This is a genomic window from Haladaptatus sp. AB643, assembly GCF_024136975.1.
Taxonomy (GTDB): Archaea; Halobacteriota; Halobacteria; order Halobacteriales; family Haladaptataceae; genus Haladaptatus.
In genome coordinates this window covers 797347-821251 of sequence record NZ_JAMYJW010000001.1, presented here as the reverse complement: position 1 = coordinate 821251, position 23905 = coordinate 797347, and the positions used below count along the sequence as shown (strand labels likewise).

Here is a 23905-nt window from a genome sequence, read left to right as displayed (position 1 = left end):
CGAAGGCATAATTGTCTCGCGCTCCTCTACATCACTATGGCGACAGAAAACGCACAGCAGACGAACGAATCGGCGACCCGAGTCGTCGTCTCGTATCCCGAGGATCTGAGCAACTGGGGGCGGTTCCAGGTCGGGACGAGGCATTTCCTCGCGTACCTTCGGAAGACGAAGGATCACGTCCAAGCGGGCGACGTGTGGGAGGAGTTCCTCGACGTGGGCTGTTGTGGCGATACGCTCGACGTCCCGCTCCGCGTCGAGTCCGTGGAAGGCGGCGAGCGGATGGGACCGGAAACCGAAATCGTCTACGAGGTGCGGGAAGCCTGTGGAATTCGCGGCGGGTGGCAGGTACAGAGTGCTGGCGGCCCGAACGAGATTTAAAACCGCTCGTCGAAGAACGCCTCGACGTCGGCCCGCGTCGGGGACGTTCGCGCCCCGGCGGCCATCGACGTGAGCGCGCCACAGGCGTTGGCGAACTCCAGCGCCCGTTCGTAGTCGGCCGAATCGAGCAACGTGGTGATGAATCCCGCCGCGAACGCGTCGCCCGCGCCGGTCGAGTCCACCGATTCGACGCCGAATCCGGGGTGGGTGTAGACGCCTTTGGTCGTGTCGACCCGCGCGCCGTTCCGACCGTGTTTGATGACGACGACCCGTCCGTGAAGTTCCGAGGAAGGGTGCTCCAGATCACGGTCGAGAATCGTCGCTGCCTCTCGGTCGTTCAGAAAGACGATGTCCGAGTAGGCGAGCGCCCGTGAAAAGTCCCGTTCGGCGAGGCGACGGCCGGGGTCGAAGCTGACGGTCACCCCGGCTTCCGTCGCGATTCGAGCCAGTTCAGCCGCCGTATCGGGCCGTTGGCTGGTCAGGTGGAGATGGTCGGCCGCACGGACGTATCCGGGTTCGATGTCGTCCGGTGCGATGGTTTCGTTCGCACCCTCGTTGCCGAGCACCATCACCTCGCCACTTTCGTCCACGATCAGGTACTTCGTCGTGGTCTCGATGCCCGCTACTTCGAGGACGTGCGTACAATCGACGCCCGCGCTCGTGAGTTCGCGCTGCACCAGCAGACCGTTGTCGTCCGAACCGACGCTCCCGACGAGGCCGGTCGAAACGTCCATACGGGAAAGCGCGACGGCGACGTTCGCGGCGCTCCCGCCGCCGGAGCGCTGTTGTGAGGAGATGCGCGCTTCTCCGTCGGGTTCGGGTAAGGCGTCCACTCTGAGCGTCACATCCCAGTTGATGTGTCCCGCAGTTACGACGCGAACTCCCCCGGCGCGGTTCGTGGACGGCATACCGTTCACGTTCCTCGGCAGGAGTAAAAAATCCCGACGACTTAGCCCGTGATGGCGAACAGGATGAGGTTGTGTGCACCCGGCCCGAGTCCGACGGCAGCGACGACGCCGAGCAGGAGATAGCCCTCGGTCGGTTCGCTGGCGACGTAATCCGCGAACAGCAGGACGACGAACTCGGCGATGGCGAGTTTAACGAGGACGAACAGCCAGCCGACGCCGAGCGAATCCCCGGCGGGAATCGAATGGGCGATTTCGAGGATGGCCCGCGAGAGCGGGGTCTGCTCCCCGAACCCGAGAACGTCGATGCCGACGGCCGTCGAGACGCCGTCCAAGGCGTGTGCGAACAGCGTGAGGACGCCGACCGCACCCGTGATGATGGCGACGTCCGGATAGAAGAACTGCGTCGCGGCCCAGAGCATTCCCGTCAGGATGACCGCGAGACGAGCGCCACGAACGGCCAGAACAGCCGAAGGCTGTCGTGTTCGATGCCGAACCACAGCGCGACGACCAGGACGAGTGCGACGCCCACCAAACCGACGCCCGCGAGCGCACGCGGGACGGGAGTTCGAAGCTGATGGATCGCGAGTAGCCAAACGATTCCCACCAGTACGAACGTCGTGAGATAGACGGACGGCGTCCCGAACAGTGGATCGATGACGTCGGGAACCGGGGAGTTCGGGAGTTGATGCAACGCATTGAATCCCGCGCCGACGACCATCCACGGCGCGAGCGATACGACGGTTCGTTCCCCGATAGTCGGCTCTGCCTCCCAGAGCAACCAGAGAACGACACCGACCGCCAGCAGAAGCGGAAGAAGATACAGCAATGGGGGGAGTGCGAACCCGTCCGGCAGTACCATACTCCGACACGCGAACGGAGGTGGGGAAAGGTTTGCGGTCTGTGCCACTTTCACATCGACGATTCGTTAAATCGTGTTTCGTACGTCGACAGCGGCTAACGACGGGTATCGAGCGCAACCGCTACGAATTCCCATCGACGGAACCGTCGCCGGAAGTATCCGCATCGATGGAATCGTCGTCGGGAGAACCGCCGTCGACGGAATCGCCGTCGGAGTCGGACTGTATCTGGTCGAGAACTGTTTCCGCTGGCGTGGACTCGACGTATCGCACCTCGTTGGACCCCTCGTCGTGTTCGATGAGTCCGAGTTCGCTCAGTTTCGGAAGATGAACGTGAATCAATCGTTGCCGTACCCGCTCTTTTGACTGTACGGTCCCGTCAGCTTCCGACCGGATCGCGTCGGCGAGTTCCGAGACCGAACACCGGTTCTCGGACGTGGACGACAAATGATCGAGGAGCCTGCGGCGATGAGAGTCGGCCATGACCTCCAGGATGTCGCTCACGGAAAGCGGGGAACGTCGACGGGAACTGGTTTCCTTCATTTCGGATCCGTTCGAGGGATACTGGACGCACCAAATTCAAAAATAAGGTTGTTCGAACTGGGCATTTATAAGTGAGGTCGGAGATGACAGGTCAGTCACGTTTGTCGTCGTTCCCGGAATCGAGAAGCGTCTGTTCGAGGAGCGATTCGTTTCCGCGTCGAATGCGCTCGGAGAGCGCCTGCTGGCTGATATCCAGTTCCGCCGCCAACTCATCGAGCGTTACACGACTCGGCGTGGAGAAATAGCCGCGTTGTAGCGCGAGGAGCAACGCTTCCCGCTGGCTCTCGGTGAGCGACAAGGAAAGCTGGTTCTTCCCCGCCTCCCGAAGGGTATAGATCCGTCCGAGGGTGTACTCGACGTCGTTTTCCAGACTGTAGTTGTGGAACTCGGACAGATCATCATACGAGGGAAAGAGCAGTTCGAACGACCAATCCTCGCCGTCGTATCCCTCCGCGGACCTGATGATGCCGTTCGTTTCCTGAAGTCCTTCGAGGAACGCTTCGTCGGGAATCTCCCAGTCCATGAGATAGAGGACGCGGTCGTCGACGCGGTCTAGTTCCGTGAGGTCGTTGACGTACGACCCGGCACGCACTCGCTCCTCGAAATCGGGTAAATCGTCCCCCCACGCCCAGAAAACCGGGACGACACGCGGTCCGACGGGGACGATTCGCTCGAATTCGATGTGGGTCCGCGTGCCAGCGGTGAGGAGCTTTCCCAGCGGGAAGTCGAACGGTTTCAGGGTGAGTTCGGCAACGACCGCCATGATACTGTCCCGTATCTCGTTTCTACTGGCTTAACGACTTGGGCACCGCTATCGTTCGTCCCACGGTTCGCCCTTCTGTTGGTCCCCGAACATCTCCCGCATCAGCGTCACGATGCTCTCGGGCGGGAACTGTCCTCGTTCGGTCACGATGGCGTCCACGTAGCGCGGCGGCGTCACGTCGAACGCGGGGTTTTCGACGCGGACGTTGCCCACGTCGTCGCGCTCGACGTCGGGGAGAATCTCGCGTTCGTCGCGCATCTCGATTTCCACGGTGTGGCCCGTCATCGTCCCCGGATGAAGCTTCAGGGTTTGAGCCGCGACCATGATCGGAACGCCCCGTTCGCGGGCGTTCACGGCCAACCCAGAGGTACCGATCTTGTTGATGACGCTCCCGTCGGCGGCGATGGAGTCCGCGCCGACGAGGACGTGGTCGGTGTCGTCCAAATACCGGCGGGCCGCGTTGTCCACGATGAGCGTGACCGGGACGTCCCAGTCCCGGAGTTGGCGGGCGGTGATGTGACCTTGTTTCCGTGGTCGGGTCTCCTTGACGATGGCGCTGATTTCCTTGCCGTCGTCCAACGCCTTTCGAACGCAGGAGAGCGCGTCCGTCGAGTGGCAGTGGGTCATGATGGTATCGCCGTCGCGGAGGCGGTTCGCGCCGATCTGACCGAGATTATCCTGCGCTTGGTCGAGATCCAATCGGAACTCCTCGACGGTCGCCATGATGTTCGCGCGCAGTTCCTCGACGGTATCCCCTTCCATTCCGTGCAGCACGTAGCGCAGCGCGTTCGGAAGGCTCACCGCGGTCGGTCGGGTTTCGTGGAGTTGTCGCGCGGCGGCCCGGATTTCCGCTCGAAACGCGTCCGGCGTGTCGGCCTCGCTGGCCTGCGCCTGCTCGCCGATGGCGGCCGCTGCCGCGTCCGCAATGGTCGCCGCCCCGCGGATCTCCATCTCGGAGATGTCGTCCGCGGCGGCGGTGACGGCGGGCGTGATGTCGGGGTCGTTCATGTGCGATACTACGCGGAGCGGCAGTAAAAACGATCGTGTGACTGAACGATCGTCGTGGGTCGGCGATACTCCGGAGGGTTACGCCACGAAGTGATGTTTCGGCGGAAATTCTACGGTGGTGGCAACCGCACGGACCACATGGACATCGATGGGGCCGTCGCCTACTCGGAGTCGGTGATGCGCATCGCGGAACTCGTCGCCGCCTATCTGCTCGTCGGCTTGTTCGTCGTCGGTCTCCTGGATTTCGGGTTTCTCGCCTTCTCGTTTCTCCGTGCCGGACGTGCGACCGATCCGCGAACGCTGCTCGAACTCATCGACGTGATCCTCCTGTTGTTCATCGTCGCCGAGATCTATCGGACGGTCATCGCCTACGTCGAGTCGGAGGGCGAAGTCGGCGTCGTCCGGGCGACCGTGTACGCCGGACTCATCGCGCTCGTTCGGAAGGTTATCACCTTTCAGATGGACGGGTATGCGACGACGACCGACGCCGCAATCGCCGCCGGTTCGTACGCACTGCTGCTCGTCGGACTCGGCGTGATCTTGTGGGTGGTCTCGCGGAAATAGCGTAGTCGTTACTCGCTCTACCTTTCGAGCCAACGGATTGAAACGACCCAATCCCTCCCGTCGCCGACAGTGTCACAGTATCCCTCGATAGCGACACGGTTTTTTGCAGGGGTGTTGAAACCCGAGACAGGAATGCTCGACAGGAAGTACATTCGGGAACACCCGGACGAAGTACGGGAGGGTCTCGAACACCGAGGTGACGACGTTGATCTGGACGGATTTCTGGAGTTGGACGCCGAGTGGCGCGAACTCAAATCGCGGGGCGACGACCTCCGCCACGAGCGAAACGAGGTCAGCCGTAGCATCGGCGAACTCAAGCAGGAAGGCAAGGAGGAGGAAGCACAGGAAGCCATCGAGCGCTCGGGCGCGCTGAAGGCGGAGTTGGAGGAGATAGAGGAACGCGCGAGCGAACTGGAGGAGGAACTCGAAGAACGAAGCCTCGAAATCCCGAACGTTCCGCACGAAAGCGTCCCCATCGGGGCCGACGAGGACGACAACGTGGAGGTCCGCCGGGAAGGGTTCGAGAACCTGCGCGAGTTGCCCGCCGACGTGGTGCCACACTACGACCTCGGCGAGGAACTGGACATCATCGACGAGGAGCGGGCGGCCAAGACGACCGGAAGCGGCTTTTACTTCCTGAAGGGCGACGGCGCGCGGCTCGAACACGCCATCATGCAGTTCATGCTGGACGTCCACCGCGAACAGGAGTACGTGGATATCTTCCCGCCGATCCCTATCAACAGCGACTCAATGACCGGGACGGGCCAACTGCCGAAGTTCGCCGAGGACGCGTACAAGATCGAGGGCGAGGACCTTTGGCTCTGCCCGACCGCCGAGGTTCCGGTGACGAACATGTACGCCGGGGACATCCTCCTGCGCGACGACCTGCCGCTGAAACATCAGGCGTACACGCCGAACTTCCGGCGCGAAGCCGGTGAGCACGGAACCGAGACCCGCGGCATCGTGCGCGTCCACCAGTTCAACAAGGTCGAGATGGTCAACTTCGTGGAACCCGAAACGAGCTACGATCGCCTCGATGCGCTCCTGGACGAGGCCGAAGAGGTCCTGCGACGCCTCGAACTACCGTATCGGGTTCTCGAACTCTGTACGGGCGACCTCGGCTTCAAGGCGACCAAACAGATCGACCTCGAAGTGTGGGCACCCGGCGACGACATGGAAGACGGGCCGGAAGCGGGCGGCCGCTGGCTCGAAGTCTCGACGGCGTCGAACTTCGAGGACTTCCAATCGCGGCGCGCGGGGCTTCGCTACCGCCCAGAGCGCCACGAATCGGCCGAATACCTCCACACGCTGAACGCCTCGGGCCTCGCGCTCCCGCGCGTGATGGTCGCCATCCTCGAATACTACCAGAACGACGACGGCACCGTCACGGTGCCCGAAGCGCTCCGCCCGTACATGGGCGGCACGGAAGTCATCGAGGGTCACGACCCCGTCGGCGAGAGTGCCCTCGGATCGGGCGAGCGGGACTGAGCCGTTCGACCCGTTCGGCACCATATTGTTTTGTTCGTGCAATACTGTTTTAGCCATCACCGTCCAAGTGTCCCGTATGGGGAAAACGTTCGTCGTCGTCGGTGGTGACGCTGCGGGAATGAGCGCCGCGAGCAAGGCAAAGCGGGACGACCCCGACCTCGAAGTCGTCGTCTTCGAGAAGGGCGAGTGGGTTTCTTACGGTGCCTGTGGGCTTCCGTACTACGTGAAAGACGACATCGAGTCGTTGGACGACCTCGTCACGCTCACTCCGGAGGCGGTCGCGGAACGCGGCATCGATCTGCGGCAGAACCACGAGGTCGTCGATATCGACCGGAGCAGGATGACGGTCACGGCCGTCCACGACGGTGAGCGAATCGAACAGTCGTACGACGACCTCCTCGTCGCGACCGGGGCGCGGGCGGTCGTCCCACCGATCGACGGCGCGGAGTTTGACGGCGTGTTCACGCTCCATGGCATGGAGTCGGCGGCGACCGTCAAGCGCGCCCTCGCGCCAGCGGCGGGGGTACCGGGCGACGAGTTCCGCGAAGGGTACGGCGCACAGGTACACGAGTACCTCGCCGCGACGTCGCCCGACGCCGTCGGCATCATCGGTGGCGGCTACATCGGCTTGGAGATGGCCGAAGCGTTCGACGCCCGCGGCCTGGACGTCTCCGTCTTCGAGATGTTACCGCACGTGCTCGCCCCCTTCGGGGCGGACGTCGCCGAGGAAGTCGAAGACCACCTCGAATCGAACGGCGTCTCCCTCTCCCTCGACACGACGGTCGAACGCATCGTCGGCGAGGACGGTCGTGTCACCGGAATCGAAGCGGGCGGTGAACGGGTTCCGGTGGACGTGGTACTGGTGGCGACCGGCATCGCACCGAACGCCGAACTCGCGGAGGAGAACGGGATCGAATCCGGCGAGACGGGTGCCATCGCGACCGACGAGTACGGACGGACGAACGACGACCACGTCTTCGCGGCGGGTGACTGCGCCGAAGCGCGCAACGCCGTGACGGGGTCGCCGGACTACGTACCGCTCGCGTTGACCGCGAACCGGGCGGGACGGGCAATCGGGCAAACGGTGACTGGAGAACCGACGCCCGTCGGGGACATCGTCGGGACGGCGGTCGTGAAGGCGTTCGACCTCGAAGTCGCCCGGACGGGTATCATCGACCACGAGATAGCCGAAGCCGCCGGATACGACCCAGTTTCGCAGGTCATCGAGCAGGAATCGCGGGCGCACTACTACCCCGGCGGGTCGCCGATAACGGTTCGGTTGACCGCCGACCGCGACTCCGGACGCCTCCTCGGCGCGAGCATGGTCGGTCACGAAGGGGTCGCACAGCGAATCAATACAGTGGCGACCGCGCTCCACGCCGAACTGACCGTCGAAGAGGTCGAGTACCTCGACTTGGCGTACGCACCGCCGTTCGGTCCCGTCTGGGACCCGATACTCACGGCGGCGAAAGTCCTGCGCGGAAAACTCGACAAATAGAGGAGACCTTCCCGAGATTACATTCTCGTTGTAGAATTACTTAAAAAAGATGGGTTCCGCCATCTATTTCCATAATGAACGATGAGTTGGATTATGATTTCGGTAACGATGGACATGGTGCAGTACGACTGTCCGTACATCGACGTCACGGACGAGACGGACGTCTCGTTTCACACCATGCACTGGGACTTCAACACCGCCAAGCAGAAGTTGGAGACGAGGATTCTCGTGCAGGGGGACGACCGGGGGGCGCTGACGAACGGCCTCGGCGCGCTCCAGGAACACGACCGGATGCTGGAGTTCGAACTGCTCTCGCGGCGGGGTGACACGGCGGTCATCAAGTCGTTCATCGGCCAGACGAACGCGATGCGGACGATTCGCGAACACGACGGCTACATCACCGGACCGTTTCAGATCCGCGACGGGAGCGAACTGTGGAGCGTCGGGTTCGACACCGCCGACAACACGGACAACGCCCTCTCGGAGTTGGAGGACGGGAACGACGTCCGCGTCGAGAGTCGAAACGCCACGTCGTTCGAGGAGTACCTCGACGTGATCCAGCACCTCGGCGCGGCGAAAAACGTCATCGACGGCTGTCGGGAACTCTCCGAGACGGAGCGCGAAACGCTCACGAAAGCCGTCGAAGGGGGATACTTTCAGACCCCACGGCGTGCGACGCTCGGCATGTTGGCCGACGAGTTCGATATCTCGAAGACGGCGACCTCGAACAACCTGCGGCGTGCCGAGGGGAAACTCCTCGAGCGCATCGTCGACGTCCTCCCCGAGGTCGATTCCGAGGACGCGCTGATCGGCAAGTAACCGGAAAAAACAGAAACACGACCGAAATCAGAACAACCCGTCCGTCGTCTCGACGCCGACATCGACGTGCGAGAGTCGCGGGTCGTCCGCGAGCGCTTCGACGTCGTCAACCTGCGAATCGGCCGTCTTCGTCGCGTACAGTTCATACGAGTCGGCCTCGTCGTTCTCTTTCCACGTCACTACCAACTTCGCTCGCCGAAACAGGGTGCCGTCTCGGAGCCGAACCGATTCCAGCGAGTCGAGCGGAACGGCGAAGTTCCGCTCGTCGAGCGACAGCGCCCGGTCCGGCGTCGCATCCTCGATTTCGCTGCGACCGCGTTCGCCGGTGTCCGCCCGCAACAGCATCGATTTGAACGACTCGCCGACAAAGCACCAGACGAGACGCTCCTCCGTGACGAGGAGTTCCCAGTACTCCATCGACGTGGGTCGCCGACGGAACCACCCTGAGAGGTGGGCGATACGCGTTTCGTCCTCGCCGTCTCGTGTCTCGGTCATGCTCATTCTATCCCTCCAGCAGGACGGCGATATCCTCCGGGACGGTCCGTCTGTCCTGCGTTATCAGCGAGACGCCGACGAACAGCGCGATGGCGACCAACAGCGCCACCGTTCCGACCGGGAACGATTCGGTGAACGGGTAGAGGCTCCCGATGAAATCGCTGACGCCCGAGAGCCCTGCGGTATCGGCGATGTGCGGCACGGCGCTGTAGAACAGGTTGACTGCCAACCCACCGAGGATGGCGGCGATTGCGCCCTCCTTCGTCGCGCCCTTCCAGTTCAGGCCGAGGGCCGCGATGGCGAAGAACGCCGCCGCGAAGAACCCCCAGCCGATGGTGCCGAGAATCCCGACCAGCGTCTGCGAGTAGAAGACGATGAGCGTCGATGCGACGGTGAGACCGGCCAGCGCGGCCTGCGTCACCCGAAGCTCCGTCTTGTCGTCGTCGATGGGTCGGCCGAGCGCTCGCGGGATGTCGCGGGAGACCGCCGCCGCGCCGATGTTGAGGAACGAGTCGCTCGTGCTCATGATGGCCGCGAGCAGCGCCGCCAGGATCAGTCCGGCCACCGCACCGGGCGTGTGGTTGAGGACGAAGACGGGGCCGACGATGGAGGCGCTCTTCGGGGCGGCGGTCGAACCGGCTTCGACCATCGCGCGCATCGACAGTCCGGTCGAGAACGCGAGAAGGCTCGAAATCGCGTACGTCGCCGCCGCGATTGGCGCACCCCAGCGCAGGATCTTGAGGTTACGGCTCATGTAGAACTTGGTGACCAGGTGTGGCTGTCCGGCCGCGCCGACCGAGAACAGGATCCACCACCCGAGCGCCGTGAAGATGGTCGCGGTCGGTGCGCCCATCGCGCCGAACGGCGAGATGAACGCCGGGTCGGCGGTGGCGAGGTTGTGCGAAATCGAACTCATCCCCCCGCCGAACGACAGCGCGTAGGCGAAGACGAACACCGATCCGAAGATCATCGTGATCGCCTGCACGAAGTCGGTCCAGACGCCCGCGATCATGCCCCCGAGCATGCTGTAGAGCAGGAGGATGAACGCGCCGATGAGCAGTCCCCACATCACCGACAGGCCGAAGATGGCGCGCATGACGTACTGGAGCGCGGCGAGGTTCGTCGCCAGATACGCCATCACGCCGACGATGACGGCGACGGCGGTCAGCCCGCGAACCCACGCGCTCTCGTATCTGACGTACATCCCGTCCGCGAGCGTCAACACGTCGCGGATGTCCGCCAACAGGCGCATTCGCTTGGCGAGGAGTACCCACGTGATGATGAACCCGAGCGGGGCCGTGAAGAATATCCACAGCGCCGTCGTCCCGAACGAGTAGACGAGTTCGGGGCCGCCGACGAACCCGAACCCGGACTGAATGACCGAGAAGGCCGTCAACGCGAGCACCCACGTCCCGATGCTCTTTCCGGTGATGAGGAAGTCCTCGGTGCTCTCCGTTCGGAGGTACCCCCAAACGCCGATTCCCAGCACGATCAGCAGATAGACCCCGCCGAACAGGAGGACATACGGACTGTCGGTGACCGGAATCTCCTGTAGTGGGATCGGAAGGGGAGTCATCGTCGGTTCCCTCCTTCGGCCTGCGGCGACTCCTGGGCCGCGCTCTGTGAGGTTCCGGACGCCGAGTTCTCCGACGGCGTCCCCTCGGCGTTACCCACACCGCCATCGGGATCGGGGCTGGCGACCGACAACGGGAATCGCTCCCGTCGTTGAACCCGTCGCGCCTCGTCCAGGATGTCGTCTACCGCGTCGTCGTTCCCGATTTCCGGGAAGACGAGCGCGTAGTAGAGCGCGCCGAGGATCGGAAGCAACCAGAGGAAGACGAAGTACGCCAGCGTCGAAACCGGGAGTCCCAGAACGTAGGTGTACTCGGTCACGTCCGGGTTCCACTGCGACCAGATCACCGTGAACCCGACGACGAAAACCACGCCCAATCCGGCTACCAACCCGGTGTACGGCGCGAGGTCGAGTTCGCCGTCGTTTCGCTCGATGGCGGCCGCGCCGAAGTTCGCCACGATGAACAGCGCGGCAAGATACGAAAACAGCCGATACTGCCCGACCGCCGCCGCGATCAGCAGCACGATAGCCAGTAACGCTATCGTCCCCATGAGTCTATTCCGCGTGCCTCGGTCCGTCGTTTGTGATGATGCCATCCGGTATGCAACAGGATAGCAAATGTCGAATAAGACCGGGTTGATATGTAAACAGCTATCGCGGAATTACAGTTTCCATGTCGCTCCGGAATATTTCACGGAGGAGATGGAGAATTAACGAGTTCGGGTGCGGATTTCGGTGATTTGGCCGTCAGTGATCGAAAAGTCGTCTTCGAAGGCGAACATCACGTCACCATCGGCGTCGAGCAACCGGCCCTCGGCGACGGTCGTTCCGCCGTTTTCGGCGATGTGGGAGAGTTCGTGGCTCGTCTCCTTGTTCGGTCGGTCGTCGCGCATGAACGAGACGAGCGTGTCCCTTCCTTCGATGGTGCGGTCGGGGCGGTAATGCACCACGTCCGGCGCGAACAGTCCGGCGAACGTCTCGTAGTCGTGTGCGTCGATGGCGTCGTAGTAGGCGCGAACGACCACTTCGGAGTCCATACGCGGGGAGACGCGGAGGACCCTCTTTAGCCCCTCGGCGGAAACTACGTTTGTCTCCGGAGACGACGGAAGAAACACGACGGGACAATAGGGGTCATATAAATGCCTTTACGGTACGTGTACACTGGTTCAGTCGCCGGTGAAATCCGGTCTGGTACGACAAGAGGATACTGTTTCCATACGGCCCCGCTCCGCCTGTCACACCCCGGCGGGGCTTTCTTCGCGCCACTTTTTACCGAGCCACGCCAAGCGTTCGGCAGTGAACCTCCACGTCCGGTACGAGGGTGACGACGACCCGAAGAAGTGTACGGCCCGGAAGCTCGCCCGGTTCGACCTCACGGAACTCCACCGAAGCGCGCGGGCGACGCCGTACGGCATCGTCCTCAATCCGCACGCGGAGCAGGCGCTCTCGCCCGCTGACCGCGCCGAAACGGACACGCTCGTCGCCCTCGACTGCTCGTGGGAGAGCGCCGAGCGGGCGCTGTTCGAGATGCCAGGAGTGCACCGTGCACTGCCGTTTCTCGTCGCCGCGAACCCCGTCAACTACGGGAAGCCGTTCCGGTTGAACACCGTGGAGGCGTTCGCCGCGGGGCTCTGTATCCTCGGCGAGCGTGCGCAGGCCGAGCGAATCCTCTCGAAGTTCAGATGGGGCGAGACGTTTCTCGAACTGAACGAGGAACCGCTCCGTAGATACGCCGACTGTGAGGATTCGACGGAAGTGGTGGCCGTACAGCAGGAATATCTGGACGCTGGGAAGGAGTAGAACGGACGAGGGCGCGAACGGGAACGACGGGACAACTCAATAACGTTTAAACGCGCGGGGACGAAAACGCACGGTATGGCCAGTTTCGACGCAGCAGAGAAACGAACGCTCGACAAGATGATTTGCATGCGCTGTAACGCACGCAACCCACAGAAGGCGGACAAATGCCGCAAATGCGGCTACAACAAGCTCCGCCCGAAGAGCAAGGAAGCGCGTAGCGCATAATCGGATTCGCGGTTTTTCGCTGGAAGCGAAACGGGGAGACGAATCGCTACTCGTCCCGTCCGAACCACTCGTCTTCGAGGACGGCGAAGAAGTCGACGTTCACGTACTCGCCGTCGAGGAACGCGGATTCGACGTGGGTCGCCTCGTGGCGGAAGCAGAGCTTTTCCCAGATACGAGCGGAACCGACGTTGCCCTCGAACACCCGAGCCATAACTCGGTGGTGACGGCGTTCGCGGAACCCGAAGTCGGTGATGAGCCGGGCCGCCTCGGTTCCGTAGCCGTTGCCCCAGAACTCCTCCGCGAGGGAGATACCGATTTCGGCGTTCACGCCGGCCGAGTCCTTCGAGTAGAGGCTGATGGAACCCATGGCTTCCTCGCCGCGACAGATGAGCAGGTCGACGTGGTCCCCGTCGGTGTCCGAGGCGCGCTCCTCGAACCACTCCCGTTCCTGCTCGCCGTTGATGGGCGAGCGGCTACCGAGGTATCGGCGGACGGTCGGCTCGTTCATCGTCCCCTGCAGGAAGTCCAAATCGTCCTCCTCTATCGTTCTGAGTTCGATCCGGTCGCCACGTAGAAATGTAGGTCCGGGCATACTTCGAACACTGGAGTACCTGCGAGAAAAGGTCTCGTGAAACGTGATAGCACACAGCAATGAAACGGGACGTCCCCGAAGTTATTCCGGGTACTTCGGCTCCCGCTTCTCGGCACGCTCCAGCGCCGTTTCGATGACATCGCGTACATCACCGTGGAACTCCTCGCCGTGCCCGGCGTACATGTGCTCGACGGAATCCGGCATCCGGTCGAGGATTTCGCGGATGCTCTCGATGAGTTCCTCGCGGGATTGGCCCGCCATGTCTGTGCGCCCGAAACTGCCGTAGTCGAAGGCACCGTCGTCGTGGACGACGACGTCGCCGCTGAAGATGGTCGAATCGCTCACGAAGGCGAGGTGGTCGTCGGCGTGACCGGGCGTGTGAATGGCTTCGAACTCCTCGTCACCGATTTCGACGGTGTCACCGTCCACGATTGCGTGATCGCGGCGGGGGTGTGGCCCGTAGGACGCGAGTTCCGCGTCGAACTCGTCCAGTACGGCGTCGAGTTCCCCGACGTGATCGCCGTGTTGATGTGTGAGGACGACCGCATCGAGCGTGTCCGTGTAGTCGTGGAGCACGTCCACGACGCCGTCCATCGTCCCGGCATCCACGAGGACCGGGCGGTCGCCGAGCGCGAGATAGGCGTTGCAGGTGAACGTCTCGGCGTCGGCAGTGACGTTAACGACTTGCATGGGGGGCTGTTTTCCCCCATCTACCAAAATTCTGACGGACGCCGAGCGTTTTTAGTGTTCGAAGCTCCAACCATACAACGCATGGGCTTCGGGAGCTACGACGAATCTGAACAAGAGAACCAGGAGTATAGCGCGGACTTAGACGACGACAGCGGTGTCGAAACGTCTGAACACAACCACGAGGGAAGCGTCGACTTCGAGTTCGGTGCGTCGAACGACGAGCTGTTGAACCGGCTCAACGAGATGAAAGACGACGACGAAGAGTAGCGTGAAATCCGGTGTCCGGGCGCTGGGTGTCGCGGAGTCCTATCGCCGCGACACCAGCACGCTCGCTGGCGTCGTTACCCGCGCAAGTCGGGTGACCGATGGCTTTGTTTTTGGAACCTGTACTGTTGGTGGTACCGACCTCACGGACTCGATCATCGACCTCGTGGAGCGTCTCGACCGCGAGGACGTGCGCTACGTCATGGTCGGCGGAATCGCCCTCGCGTGGTACAACGTGTTGGACATGCACCGCCTCCACGACGCCGTCGACCGCCCCGTCATCGACGTCACCTTCGAGGAGAGCGACGGCCTGCTAGAATCGCTGGAGTCGGAGTTCTCGGGCGACGAACTCGACCGACGCCGGGAGACCTATCGAAAACAGCCACCCCGCCGCGAAATCGCCGTGGACGGGGAAACGGTGTTCGTCCGCCACGTCGGAATGGATGCCGACGAAGCCACGGAAGTCGTGCGCGCGTTCACACCCGAAGGAGGGCGTCCAGAACCCCTGCGCGTGGCGCGACTGGCGGCCCGCGCCGTGGACGACTTCTAGACGGACCGAACGGGAGTGAGACGGGGGGAGACGACGCGGACGAATTTTAACCGTTATACGCCGTCGGCCGAAACCGGGAGGTATGAGCGACGAGGTTGGTCGCGCGTTCGTTCCCGGCCATATCACGGGGTTCTTCAGCATCCACGAGGACGACGACCCCGAGCGGGCGGGGTCTCGCGGGGCGGGGCTGACACTTTCGGAAGGCGTCACCGTGACCGTTGAACCGGCAACGGAGACGAGTATAGACCTGAACGGCGAGTTCGCCGCCGTCGAATCGGGGCGTCGAGTGTTGGACGACCTCGACCTGACGGCCCGTATTTCGGCAGAGACGACGCTCCCACTGGGGGCCGGATTCGGCATCTCGGGTGCGCTCGCACTCGGAACGGCGTTCGCCGCGAACGACGTGTTCGGCGGCGGCCGCTCGGAGAACGAACTCGTCACTATCGCACACCGGGCGGAAGTCGAGGCCGGGACCGGACTCGGTGACGTGGTTGCACAGGCCCGCGGCGGCATTCCCATCCGCCTCGAACCGGGTGCACCGGCGCACAATCGCCTCGATGGGGTCCCGACGCGGGCCAACATCGAGTATCTCTCGCTGGGCGAACTCTCGACGGCGGAAGTCCTCTCGGGGAGCACGACCCGGCTTTCGGAGGCTGGCGTGGAGGCGCTCGTCGCGTTGGTGAACGAACCGACGATGGAGACGTTTATGGAACAGTCCAACGAGTTCGCCGAGCGGGCGGAACTGCTCACCGAAGAGGTTCGGGACGTCATCGAGGACGTTCACGACGAAGGGGGACAGGCGTCGATGGCGATGCTCGGAAAGACGGTGTTCGCGCTCGATTCGGGACTCACGGATGCGGGCTACGAAGCGAACGCGTGCCGGACCCACCACGCGGGCGCGACACTCATCGAGTGAGGGCGAACCACCCATCGAACGGGTAAATCACGGCTGTTTTGACCCTCCGTTTCCGATATCGACCATGAGCCACGAGGTAGAGATTCCGGAGGACCATCCGCGACAGCAATCGCTTCTCACGCGACACCGCATCGAGGACGGCGTCGAGAAGGGAGTCACGAGCAAGCAGGGCCTCATCGCCGAAGGGCGCGGCGAGGCGTTCGATTACCTGCTGGGCGAAGCGACGCTCCCGAGCGCCGACGACGCGGAGCGTGCGGCGGCGGCGCAGTTGCTCCTCGCCGACCACGCCGTGCTCTCCGTGAACGGCAACGTGGCGGCGCTCGTTCCAAGGGAAACCGTCGAACTCGCCGAGGCCACCGGTGCGGACATCGAAGTCAACCTGTTCGGCCGAACCGAAGAGCGCATGCGGGCCATCGCCGACCACTTGCGCGCACACGGCGCGGAGAACGTCAAGGGACTCACTGCCGACGCCCGGATTCCGGGCTTGGAACACGAACGCGGGAAGGTGGACGCGGACGGCATCTACGACGCGGACGTCGTTCTCGTTCCGCTGGAGGACGGCGACCGGGCCGAAGCGCTCGCGGAGATGGGTAAAACCGAAATCGTCATCGACCTCAACCCGCTCTCGCGGTCGCCACGAACCGCTGCAGTTCCGGTCATCGACAACATCATCCGCGCGGTTCCGAACATGACGAAACACGCCCGCGAACTCGCGGACGCCTCGCCCGAAGAACTGAAGTCCATCGTCGCGGAATTCGACCGCGAGAAAGCGCTCGACGCCGCCGAGCGAGCGATCCGTGATATCTAGTCGGTCAGCGACCTCTCGACCGGTTTCGCCCACTCCGGCCACTCCTGTCGTTCTTCCCCCGAAAACGACGGGTCGCCGGACATGGCCTTGATGGCACGCGCGTCGTCCAGACTCCAGACCGCGCCGTCCTCGTGGAAGATTCCGCTCAACAACCCCTGTCTCCTGCGGTACACCTGATAGGCCGGTTTGACCATCAGCGACCAGAAGAAGTTCCCCACGCCTGCCCGCCGAATCAACGGCGCGAGCGACGAGTAGTTCGGTGGGTGTGTTCCCTGTCCCCTACGCGGCGGCTTGAGACACTGCCACTCGGACAGCCACATGGGGCGGCCGAACCGACGCTCGGCCGCGTTGATTCGCTTCAACAGGTTCCGATAGTTCTTCTTCGTGTGCCCGAAGTTGCTGTGACACTGAAACACCTCGCTCCCCCACTCTCGATACTGCTCGTTGTTCTCGATGTTCGTCGAACCGACCGATAGCGGCACCCGTCCGCGTTGGTTCCACAGCGTCCGAAACATCCCCTCTGCGAACTGTAGCTTCCACGGCCGCCAACACGGTTCGTTGATGAGTTCGATGGCCAACAGGCGAGAATCGTCGCGGTAGCGGTCCATGAACCACCGGATGAACTCCCGTGGAAGGTGCCACCGTTTCGACTGCTCCATGATCTTTCGCGACGGCGAGAACACCGGACGGGCGGTGACTGGATCCCTGTTCGTCAAGGTGTGGTGACTCGGATTCGCCCCGATACCCTCGAAGATGCCCAACAGCACCCGCAACCCGTGGTCCGCCGCCGTCGTCAGGAAATGCTCCAGTCGAAGTCCGAACCGCGTCGGTTCCCGTTGCCACGCCTCGAAACTCAACCACACCCGTAACGCGTTGAGGTTGATACGACTCGCATAACAGAGGTCACGCTCGATGACGTCCGAGTCGTAGCCGTTCCACATCTGGAACGTGTTGAACGCCCGCGACGGGAAGTAGATGGCCCCCCGAACGTCCACCGGCGCGTTCGTCTCGTCGGTCGTTCCGCCGTCGCCGGACGTGCAATCGGCGTCGCTCTCGGGTCGTTGTCCGAACCCTCCAACGATGCCGATACCGGCCGCTACACTACCGAACCCGAGCACCGCTCGCCGCGTCGAATGTCCGTTCCCCATGAGACCCCGTTCACGGCTATCGATTGCCGGCGACAAATCAGTTTCCAGCTAGATTCATATCAGTTCGCCCTAAACCGAACACCAATGCCGTTTCTCCGCCGGGCGTGTTTTTGACAAACGGTGTGTTTTATTCCGAAGATCGCAACAAACATCCACCAATAGTCGCGGGGCACCCCGTGCAGTCGCGCGTTTTTTCCACTGATTTTATAACTGTCCACCCTCTCCTACCCGGTACATGGAGGGCCAGCAGTGAGTGCCGAGGCCGCGAGTGCGCAGTTGCTGTACATAGTCACCGCCATCATCGGACTCGGTGTCATCTCACAGGTGCTCGCGGATCGGTTTCAAGTGCCGAGCGTGTTGTTTCTCATCGGGGCAGGGATCATCTTCGGACCGGTCGGACTGCACCTGCTGAACCCGTCGGCGTTCGGTGACGCGCTCTCGTCCATCGTGGGACTGAGCGTGGCCATCATCGTCTTCGAAGGTGCGTTCCATCTGAAGGTGAACAAGCTACGGGAGGCACCGTCGGCGCAGATTCGCCTCGTCACCATCGGCGCGCTCATCTCGTTGTTGGGGACGGCGACGGTCATCCGGTTCGCGCTCGATCAACCGTGGGACCTCTCGTTACTCATCGGATCGTTGCTCGTCGCGACCGGTCCGACGGTCATCACGCCGATCCTGTCGGTCGTCCCGGTCAGGGACAGGGTCGCGGCCGCGCTCGAAACCGAAGGAATCGCCAACGACGTGACGGCCGCGATCCTCGCCGTCGTGATGTTCGAGGTGTTGGTTCTCACCGGATCGAGCGCGTTCCACGTCGGCGAGTTTTTCGCGTCGTTCGTTCGCCGCCTCGGAACCGGCATGCTCGTCGGAATCCTCGTCGCCGGGATAATCTGGTACATCCTCCGGCATCTCGACCTCTCGCCGGGGAACGCACCACAGAACTCCCGGTTGTTGGTGCTGGTCGGCGCGTTGACCGCCTACGCCGCCGCCGATATCGTCGCCAGGGAGTCCGGCATCGCGGCGGTTGCGACGGCCGGTATCCTTCTCGGCAACGCGGACCTCCCCTACGAGGAGAAGATCGAGGAGTTCAAAGGGGACATCACGCTGGTCGTCCTCTCGTTCGTGTTCATCACGCTGGCGGCCCTGCTCAAGCCGAAAGACCTCTTCGCGCTCGGAATCGGAGGGGCCATCGTCGTGTTCGTCGTGATGTTCGTCATCCGGCCGCTCATCGTCTTCATTTCGACATCGGGTGGGCGGTTCACGCGGGACGAGAAGCTGTTTATGAGTTTCGTCGGCCCGCGCGGCATCATCCCGGCGTCCGTCGCGACCCTGTTCGCCTTCCGCATCCGTAACTCGGCCGACGTGATTCCGAACGCGGAGCATGCGGCGACGGTACTCATCGGTACCGTCTTCCTAGTCATCGTCGTGACCGTCGTGCTCGAAGGCGGATTCGCCCGATTTATCGCTGAATATCTGAACGTAATTCCAATGCGCGTACTCATCATCGGAGGCGGAAAGGTGGGCCGGTCGCTCGCCGCACGCCTCGAAGACCGTGGAGAGAACGTCGTGCTGATAGAGCAGGACGAAACGATAGTGCAAACCGCCCGCGAGGAGGGATATACCGTCCACGACGGCGACGGCACGGACACCGAAGTGCTCCGCTCGTCCGGGGCAGGAAACGCGAAAATCGTCGTCGCCGCCACCGGCGACGAGACGTGAACCTGCTGGTCGCACAACTCGCCGAGTCGAAGTTCGACGTGGAAACCATCATCGCCCGGGCGAACAACCCGGACAACGTGGACGCCTTCGAGGACCTCGGGGTTCGAACGATTTCCTCGTCGCTCGCCACCGCGTGGGCCATCGACAACGTCATCGAACGCCCGGCGCTCTCGAACTGGATGACGGAACTCGGACGGAGCGGCGACGTGCAGGAGATCGAAATCACCGCCGAAAGTCTGGTCGGCAGAACCATCGACGAGTTGGACGCCGAACTGCCGAACGGGGTCCTCATCGCGCTCGTCGGACGGGACGGCGAAACGCAGGTCCCGAACAAGGGGTTCACGCTCCAGAAAGGGGACCACGTCACGTTCCTCGGGCGGAAGGAGTCCGTCAGGGAGACCATCTCCATGTGTCAGTCCTAACTCCGTCGTCGAGCGAATTCGAGGTTGACGGCCGAGAGGACGGTGAACGCGCCGAGAAGCAAGCCGACGTAGACGAGGACGTTCACGAGGGTGAACGGATACATTCCGAAGAAATTGCAGAGGATGGTGAATCCCCCGAGAACGGCGAGTGCGAGGTAGTATCGACTCCAGTTTCGGTTCCTCGACGGCGGGTGGACGAACTTGTCGAGTTCGGTCGCGGTGTCGCTGAGTTGTACCTGCCCGCGCTGTCTGTCGTAGACGATGATGCCCGCATCCGCCATCTTCGGCAGGTGTGTCTGGTACAACGACGTGTAGACGGATTTTCGTTCCTTCGAGGAGACGAGTTCGACGCTGGTATCCTGTTCCCATGCGGCGACTGCCTCGGCGAGTTCGCCGATGGAGACCTGCTCCGATTTCGACCGGAGGTAAGAGAGGGCGTACCGACGCCGTGGGTTCGTGAGGATTTCGAACGCGGTGTCGCGCGAAATCGGCTCCGGTCCCGTCGATGGTTCGATACTCATCGTCGAACGTTGCCAGTCCCCCGCCCTGCCCTGTACACGATACACCTTGGGTAGCTGAGCGCAAAAAGATATTCGTCTGTTTACAACTCTTCGTCGGAGAAACAAGCCCTCCCCGAATTCGACATCGGTCACAAGGCGGACGGCACGGAGCATGCGTGGTCGGGTGACGGGAAAACCGACCCCGAAGTCGTCACCGTCGAGGCCACTATCCCCGAGACGATTCGACTTTCACGACCGCGACGTCCCGATTTCGAAAGACGACGCTCGTCCCGGCCGATCCGTTTAGCCTCCCCAACATCCCTCGCCACTGTGCCGTCGTCAGCGTCTCACGGGCGATCCAACTCCGTGATCCTTCCCGCGTGAGGTAGACGTAATCGGGCGATACGTCGTCCCGGGAGAGCAGTTTCCGGAGACACCTCGCCGACGCGCAGGTCGAACTCTCACGATAGAGGGCGATCTGGCGTTCGCGCCGGTCGGGCGGGAGCCACTCGGCCCCCCACGGAGAGGCGACGACGGTTCGCTCCGCGAACACCGGGAACCACTCGGCCGCGTCCCCGGCGACGAGCACCGTCGCGTCGGCGGGCGTCCGTTCCCGCACCCACTCCATCGCCGTCATGTCGTCCCCGTCGATGTACGACGGCATGGGGTCCTGTTGCAATCGATCCAGCGGACGCGCCGGAATGGACCCGTAGTTGCTGGCGTATAGCCCGCCCGTCGCCACGCCGTAGGCAGAGAGCAACAGAAGGAGCACGAGCGAAACGCGTGCCAATCGCCCGCCATCGGCCGAGAGACGGCCGCGGTCGGTTTCCGACCGCGACGCCGCGACGGTCGATAGCCAGTCGAACACGAGCGCGGAAACGACGAACGCGCCGATGAGCATGAGAAACCGCGGCTTCGGGAACATCACCACCGTCGCGGCGAACCAGAACGGGAGGAAGTAGCGCTTTCGTAATGTGAGCGAGACGACGCCGACGAGCGTGAGGACGTGCCAGACGGGCAGGAATCGTGTACGGCGGCCGTAGAGAAACTTCGACGGGAACCAGAACAACCCCTGCCCGATGCCGAGGCGCGAGCCAGCGGTTCGGGTGAAGAGGCCGACGCCGTGGACCGAGACGACCCCCCACCACCACGGCAGGGCGAGGAGCAGGCCACCGGCCGCGACGAGCGCCCACGAGCGAGTCCGGCGAGCGAGCGGTCGAAGACGAGGAAGAAGGCGAGATAGCTCGTGGCGAAGAACACGGGATAGGAGGGATGCGTGAGACAGGTCAGGCCGAACAGGACCGCTCCCGCAACCGCCCACACGAGTCGCTTCTCACGGAACAGGCGAATCCCGACGTACAGCCCCGTCACGGTGAACAGGAACGCCGGGGCTCGGACGATGCCACCAGCCGAGAGGTGCCACTTGAACACGGCAGGGCTGACGGCGACGACGAGCGCCGCGAGTCCTGCGCGCCGGTTTCGATCCGCGGTCCCGACGAACACCTCGCGGCCGAGGAAGTAGACCGGAACGACGGTCAGGACGGTGACGAGACCGGGCAGGAAACGGGTCAGCGTCAGCGGGCCGACGCCGAACCCGTCGCGGATGAACGCGACGAGGTAGAAGGCCAGCGGCGGGTAGCCGAACGGAATTCCGTTCGGCGTGTAGTGCGGGACCCGTGCCGGGAGGCGGTAGCCGTGAGCGCGAATCGCGTCGGCCATCGCGAGATACAGTCCGCCGCCCTCGGCGGGGTACGGATGGGTCAGCAGGTACGCCGCGAAAACGATGAGGCTGGCGAGGAGGGGCGGGACGAGCCACACGAGCGTGGCCGTGGAGGGGCGGCTTCGAGACACATTCCGCAACTCGACCTGCTCCGTAATTATTCTGTCCCGGAACCAGTGAAAGAAGAGTGAAAAATTCAGCGGACGGTGAGTTCACTCGCGCTTCAGCGTTATCGCCGCACCCTACCACGACGACCTTTTACGACGGTCACGAGGTCGCTCCGCTCCCTCGTTCCCTGTAAAAGCTCGATCAAAAGGACTTCCTCGTTCCCTCCGAGGTGTCCCACCTCGACGGTCACGCGTCGCCCGCGAATCGGGGATTCGCGTCGATTACTCGCGCTTCAGCGTGATTGCCGCACCCTGTCCGAAGCCGACACAGAGCGTGGCGAGTCCCTTCTTCGCGTCGCGCTTTTTCATCTCGTGGACGAGCGTCACGGGGAGGCGCGCGCCGGAAGCACCGAGCGGGTGGCCGATGGCGATTGCGCCGCCGTTGACGTTGAACTTGTCGTCCGGAACGCCGAGTTCGCGCTGGCTGTACAGCGTCTGACTGGCGAAGGCCTCGTTCAGTTCCACGAGGTCGAACTCGTCGATGCTCTCGCCGGTGCGCTCCAGCAGGCCCTTCGTGGCCGGAACGGGGCCGATTCCCATCACGGTTGGGTCCACGCCCGCGACGTTGTTGTCGCCGACGGTGGCCATGATTTCGAGGTCGTGTTCGTCCGCGAACGCCTTGCTGGTGACGAGAAGGGCGGAAGCGCCGTCGGAAATCTGGGAGGCGTTGCCCGGCGTCACGGTGCCGTCTGCCTTGAACACGCTCGGGAGGCCCTGCAGGGCTTCCATGCTGGTGCCGCGTCGGATTCCTTCGTCTTCCTCGACCAGTCCGTCCTCTGTTTCGATGGGGACGATTTCGTCGTCGAAGCGGCCGGAGTCGGTCGCTTCGGCGGCACGCTGCTGGCTTCGGAGCGCGTACTCGTCCTGTTCCTCGCGGGACACCTCGTACACCTCGGCGACTTTCTCGCCGGTCATCCCCATTTGAAGTGTGGGGAGGTTGTACTTCTCGGCCATCTCCGGGTGGATGCCCCGCCCCTCGTACCCGCCGCTCATGGGCACGCGGGACATGTTCTCGACGCCCCCGGCGATGATGGCTTGGCGCTGGCCCGCCCGAATCGCGTCGCTCGCGCTGATGAGCGCCTGCATGGAGGACGCACACCATCGGTTGATGCTCGTCGCCGGGACGCCCTCGCCGAGGTCCGAGAGGAGCGCGATGACGCGGGCGACGTTGTTGTCCTGTTCGCCGCGTTGCTGGGCGACGCCCCACATGAGGTCGTCGATGTCGTCTCCGGTCAACCCTGTCTCGGAGAGGATCGTGTTGACGAGCGGGATCGAGAGGTCTTCGCTTCGAACGTCGGCGAAGACGCCACCTTCCTTGCCCTGTGGCGTTCGAATCGCCTTCACGATGACTGGTGTGGTATCGCTATCCATGATTGATGATTCTCGCTCTACGTCCTTAAGTGGGGGTAGAACGCGAAGTAAATGAAGAACAGTTTGAAAGTTTATTGACAACCGATGGGGCTTCAGAAACTATTTGTCCGGACCCATACCAT

At 63.0% G+C, this 23905-nt stretch carries 28 protein-coding genes and 1 pseudogene; 12 read left to right on the top strand and 17 right to left on the bottom strand.

Annotation, left to right across the window (positions count from 1 at the left end):
• Positions 1 to 36: 36 nt before the first annotated feature.
• Positions 37 to 378, top strand: coding sequence for a hypothetical protein (locus NKF25_RS04205; RefSeq protein ID WP_253225449.1), 342 nt, complete (start codon positions 37 to 39; stop codon positions 376 to 378).
• On the opposite strand, the gene NKF25_RS04200 is transcribed toward NKF25_RS04205, so the two are convergent.
• From NKF25_RS04200 to NKF25_RS04175, 6 genes are all read right to left on the bottom strand, one after another.
• Positions 375 to 1286 (bottom strand): carbohydrate kinase family protein, encoded by a 912-nt coding sequence (locus tag NKF25_RS04200; RefSeq protein WP_253225448.1) that lies wholly within the window; start codon positions 1284 to 1286, stop codon positions 375 to 377. The genes NKF25_RS04205 and NKF25_RS04200 overlap by 4 nt on opposite strands.
• Positions 1287 to 1327: 41 nt before the next feature.
• On the bottom strand, positions 1328 to 1783 hold the full coding sequence (locus NKF25_RS04195; protein WP_253225447.1) for a DUF63 family protein: 456 nt from the start codon (positions 1781 to 1783) through the stop codon (positions 1328 to 1330).
• Positions 1711 to 2145: a hypothetical protein gene (locus NKF25_RS04190; protein WP_253225446.1), complete on the bottom strand. Its 435-nt coding sequence runs from the start codon at positions 2143 to 2145 to the stop codon at positions 1711 to 1713. The genes NKF25_RS04195 and NKF25_RS04190 overlap by 73 nt, the downstream gene beginning before the upstream one ends.
• A gap of 121 nt (positions 2146 to 2266) precedes the next feature.
• Positions 2267 to 2647, bottom strand: coding sequence for a helix-turn-helix domain-containing protein (locus NKF25_RS04185; protein ID WP_253225445.1), 381 nt, complete (start codon positions 2645 to 2647; stop codon positions 2267 to 2269).
• A 130-nt stretch (positions 2648 to 2777) separates the two neighbouring features.
• A complete protein-coding gene (locus NKF25_RS04180; protein ID WP_253225444.1) occupies positions 2778 to 3449 on the bottom strand; it encodes a helix-turn-helix domain-containing protein in 672 nt (223 codons plus the stop codon).
• 48 nt (positions 3450 to 3497) lie between these two features.
• The gene (locus NKF25_RS04175; RefSeq protein WP_253225443.1) at positions 3498 to 4457 is read right to left on the bottom strand and encodes a ribose 1,5-bisphosphate isomerase; all 960 of its coding nucleotides are present in this window, start codon (positions 4455 to 4457) and stop codon (positions 3498 to 3500) included.
• A gap of 93 nt (positions 4458 to 4550) precedes the next feature.
• On the opposite strand from NKF25_RS04175, the gene NKF25_RS04170 reads away from it, so the two are divergent.
• From NKF25_RS04170 to NKF25_RS04155, 4 genes are all read left to right on the top strand, one after another.
• On the top strand, positions 4551 to 5021 hold the full coding sequence (locus NKF25_RS04170) for a phosphate-starvation-inducible PsiE family protein (protein ID WP_253225442.1): 471 nt from the start codon (positions 4551 to 4553) through the stop codon (positions 5019 to 5021).
• 132 nt (positions 5022 to 5153) lie between these two features.
• On the top strand, positions 5154 to 6509 hold the full coding sequence (gene serS / locus NKF25_RS04165) for a serine--tRNA ligase (RefSeq protein WP_253225441.1): 1356 nt from the start codon (positions 5154 to 5156) through the stop codon (positions 6507 to 6509).
• Between the two features lie 76 nt (positions 6510 to 6585).
• Positions 6586 to 8007, top strand: coding sequence for an FAD-dependent oxidoreductase (locus NKF25_RS04160; RefSeq protein ID WP_253225440.1), 1422 nt, complete (start codon positions 6586 to 6588; stop codon positions 8005 to 8007).
• A 93-nt stretch (positions 8008 to 8100) separates the two neighbouring features.
• Entirely contained in the window at positions 8101 to 8826 is a 726-nt protein-coding gene (locus NKF25_RS04155; protein WP_253225439.1) for a helix-turn-helix domain-containing protein, read from the top strand.
• A 27-nt stretch (positions 8827 to 8853) separates the two neighbouring features.
• Here NKF25_RS04155 and NKF25_RS04150 read toward each other — a convergent pair whose 3' ends face one another.
• The 4 genes from NKF25_RS04150 to NKF25_RS04135 all read right to left on the bottom strand — a co-directional run bounded on the left by NKF25_RS04150 (position 8854) and on the right by NKF25_RS04135 (position 11931).
• A complete protein-coding gene (locus NKF25_RS04150) occupies positions 8854 to 9321 on the bottom strand; it encodes a hypothetical protein (protein WP_253225438.1) in 468 nt (155 codons plus the stop codon).
• Positions 9322 to 9328: 7 nt separating this feature from the next.
• Entirely contained in the window at positions 9329 to 10897 is a 1569-nt protein-coding gene (locus NKF25_RS04145) for a sodium/proline symporter (RefSeq protein ID WP_253225437.1), read from the bottom strand.
• A complete protein-coding gene (locus NKF25_RS04140; RefSeq protein ID WP_253225436.1) occupies positions 10894 to 11490 on the bottom strand; it encodes a hypothetical protein in 597 nt (198 codons plus the stop codon). The genes NKF25_RS04145 and NKF25_RS04140 overlap by 4 nt, the downstream gene beginning before the upstream one ends.
• Before the next feature lie 114 nt (positions 11491 to 11604).
• Positions 11605 to 11931, bottom strand: coding sequence for a nuclear transport factor 2 family protein (locus tag NKF25_RS04135; protein WP_253225435.1), 327 nt, complete (start codon positions 11929 to 11931; stop codon positions 11605 to 11607).
• Between the two features lie 259 nt (positions 11932 to 12190).
• Between NKF25_RS04135 and NKF25_RS04130 the strand changes: the two genes are divergently transcribed.
• Together NKF25_RS04130 and NKF25_RS04125 are read left to right on the top strand one after the other, a co-directional pair.
• Positions 12191 to 12694 carry a DUF367 family protein gene (locus tag NKF25_RS04130; RefSeq protein WP_253225434.1) on the top strand — a complete coding sequence of 168 codons (504 nt, stop codon included), beginning with the start codon at positions 12191 to 12193 and terminating at the stop codon, positions 12692 to 12694.
• A gap of 75 nt (positions 12695 to 12769) precedes the next feature.
• A complete protein-coding gene (locus NKF25_RS04125; RefSeq protein WP_253225433.1) occupies positions 12770 to 12919 on the top strand; it encodes a 50S ribosomal protein L40e in 150 nt (49 codons plus the stop codon).
• Between the two features lie 46 nt (positions 12920 to 12965).
• Here the strand turns inward: NKF25_RS04125 and NKF25_RS04120 are convergent, their stop codons facing one another.
• Positions 12966 to 13511 (bottom strand): GNAT family N-acetyltransferase, encoded by a 546-nt coding sequence (locus tag NKF25_RS04120; RefSeq protein ID WP_253225432.1) that lies wholly within the window; start codon positions 13509 to 13511, stop codon positions 12966 to 12968.
• Between the two features lie 81 nt (positions 13512 to 13592).
• A complete protein-coding gene (locus NKF25_RS04115) occupies positions 13593 to 14201 on the bottom strand; it encodes an MBL fold metallo-hydrolase (RefSeq protein WP_253225431.1) in 609 nt (202 codons plus the stop codon).
• Positions 14202 to 14282: 81 nt separating this feature from the next.
• Here NKF25_RS04115 and NKF25_RS04110 point away from each other — a divergent pair, with 81 nt between their 5' ends.
• The 4 genes from NKF25_RS04110 to NKF25_RS04095 all read left to right on the top strand — a co-directional run bounded on the left by NKF25_RS04110 (position 14283) and on the right by NKF25_RS04095 (position 16739).
• Complete coding sequence (locus tag NKF25_RS04110) at positions 14283 to 14468, top strand: DUF5786 family protein (RefSeq protein WP_253225430.1); 186 nt, start codon at positions 14283 to 14285, stop codon at positions 14466 to 14468.
• 1 nt (position 14469) lies between these two features.
• On the top strand, positions 14470 to 15015 hold the full coding sequence (locus tag NKF25_RS04105) for a DUF99 family protein (RefSeq protein ID WP_253225429.1): 546 nt from the start codon (positions 14470 to 14472) through the stop codon (positions 15013 to 15015).
• An 82-nt stretch (positions 15016 to 15097) separates the two neighbouring features.
• On the top strand, positions 15098 to 15931 hold the full coding sequence (locus NKF25_RS04100) for a pantoate kinase (RefSeq protein ID WP_253225428.1): 834 nt from the start codon (positions 15098 to 15100) through the stop codon (positions 15929 to 15931).
• Between the two features lie 64 nt (positions 15932 to 15995).
• The gene (locus NKF25_RS04095; protein ID WP_253225427.1) at positions 15996 to 16739 is read left to right on the top strand and encodes a 4-phosphopantoate--beta-alanine ligase; all 744 of its coding nucleotides are present in this window, start codon (positions 15996 to 15998) and stop codon (positions 16737 to 16739) included.
• Here the strand turns inward: NKF25_RS04095 and NKF25_RS04090 are convergent.
• Entirely contained in the window at positions 16736 to 17887 is a 1152-nt protein-coding gene (locus NKF25_RS04090; protein ID WP_253225426.1) for a glycoside hydrolase, read from the bottom strand. The genes NKF25_RS04095 and NKF25_RS04090 overlap by 4 nt on opposite strands.
• A gap of 249 nt (positions 17888 to 18136) precedes the next feature.
• Here NKF25_RS04090 and NKF25_RS04085 point away from each other — a divergent pair.
• Positions 18137 to 20025 (top strand): annotated as a pseudogene (locus NKF25_RS04085) (cation:proton antiporter).
• Here the strand turns inward: NKF25_RS04085 and NKF25_RS04080 are convergent.
• The 4 genes from NKF25_RS04080 to NKF25_RS04065 form a co-directional block, all read right to left on the bottom strand.
• Entirely contained in the window at positions 20022 to 20546 is a 525-nt protein-coding gene (locus tag NKF25_RS04080) for a hypothetical protein (protein WP_253225425.1), read from the bottom strand. The pseudogene NKF25_RS04085 and the gene NKF25_RS04080 overlap by 4 nt on opposite strands.
• 205 nt (positions 20547 to 20751) lie before the next feature.
• The gene (locus tag NKF25_RS04075) at positions 20752 to 21450 is read right to left on the bottom strand and encodes a hypothetical protein (protein WP_253225424.1); all 699 of its coding nucleotides are present in this window, start codon (positions 21448 to 21450) and stop codon (positions 20752 to 20754) included.
• Positions 21450 to 22376, bottom strand: a complete 927-nt coding sequence (locus tag NKF25_RS04070) for a glycosyltransferase family 39 protein (RefSeq protein WP_253225423.1) — start codon at positions 22374 to 22376, stop codon at positions 21450 to 21452. The genes NKF25_RS04075 and NKF25_RS04070 overlap by 1 nt, the downstream gene beginning before the upstream one ends.
• Positions 22377 to 22634: 258 nt before the next feature.
• Positions 22635 to 23783, bottom strand: coding sequence for a thiolase family protein (locus NKF25_RS04065; RefSeq protein ID WP_253225422.1), 1149 nt, complete (start codon positions 23781 to 23783; stop codon positions 22635 to 22637).
• Positions 23784 to 23905 lie beyond the last annotated feature (122 nt).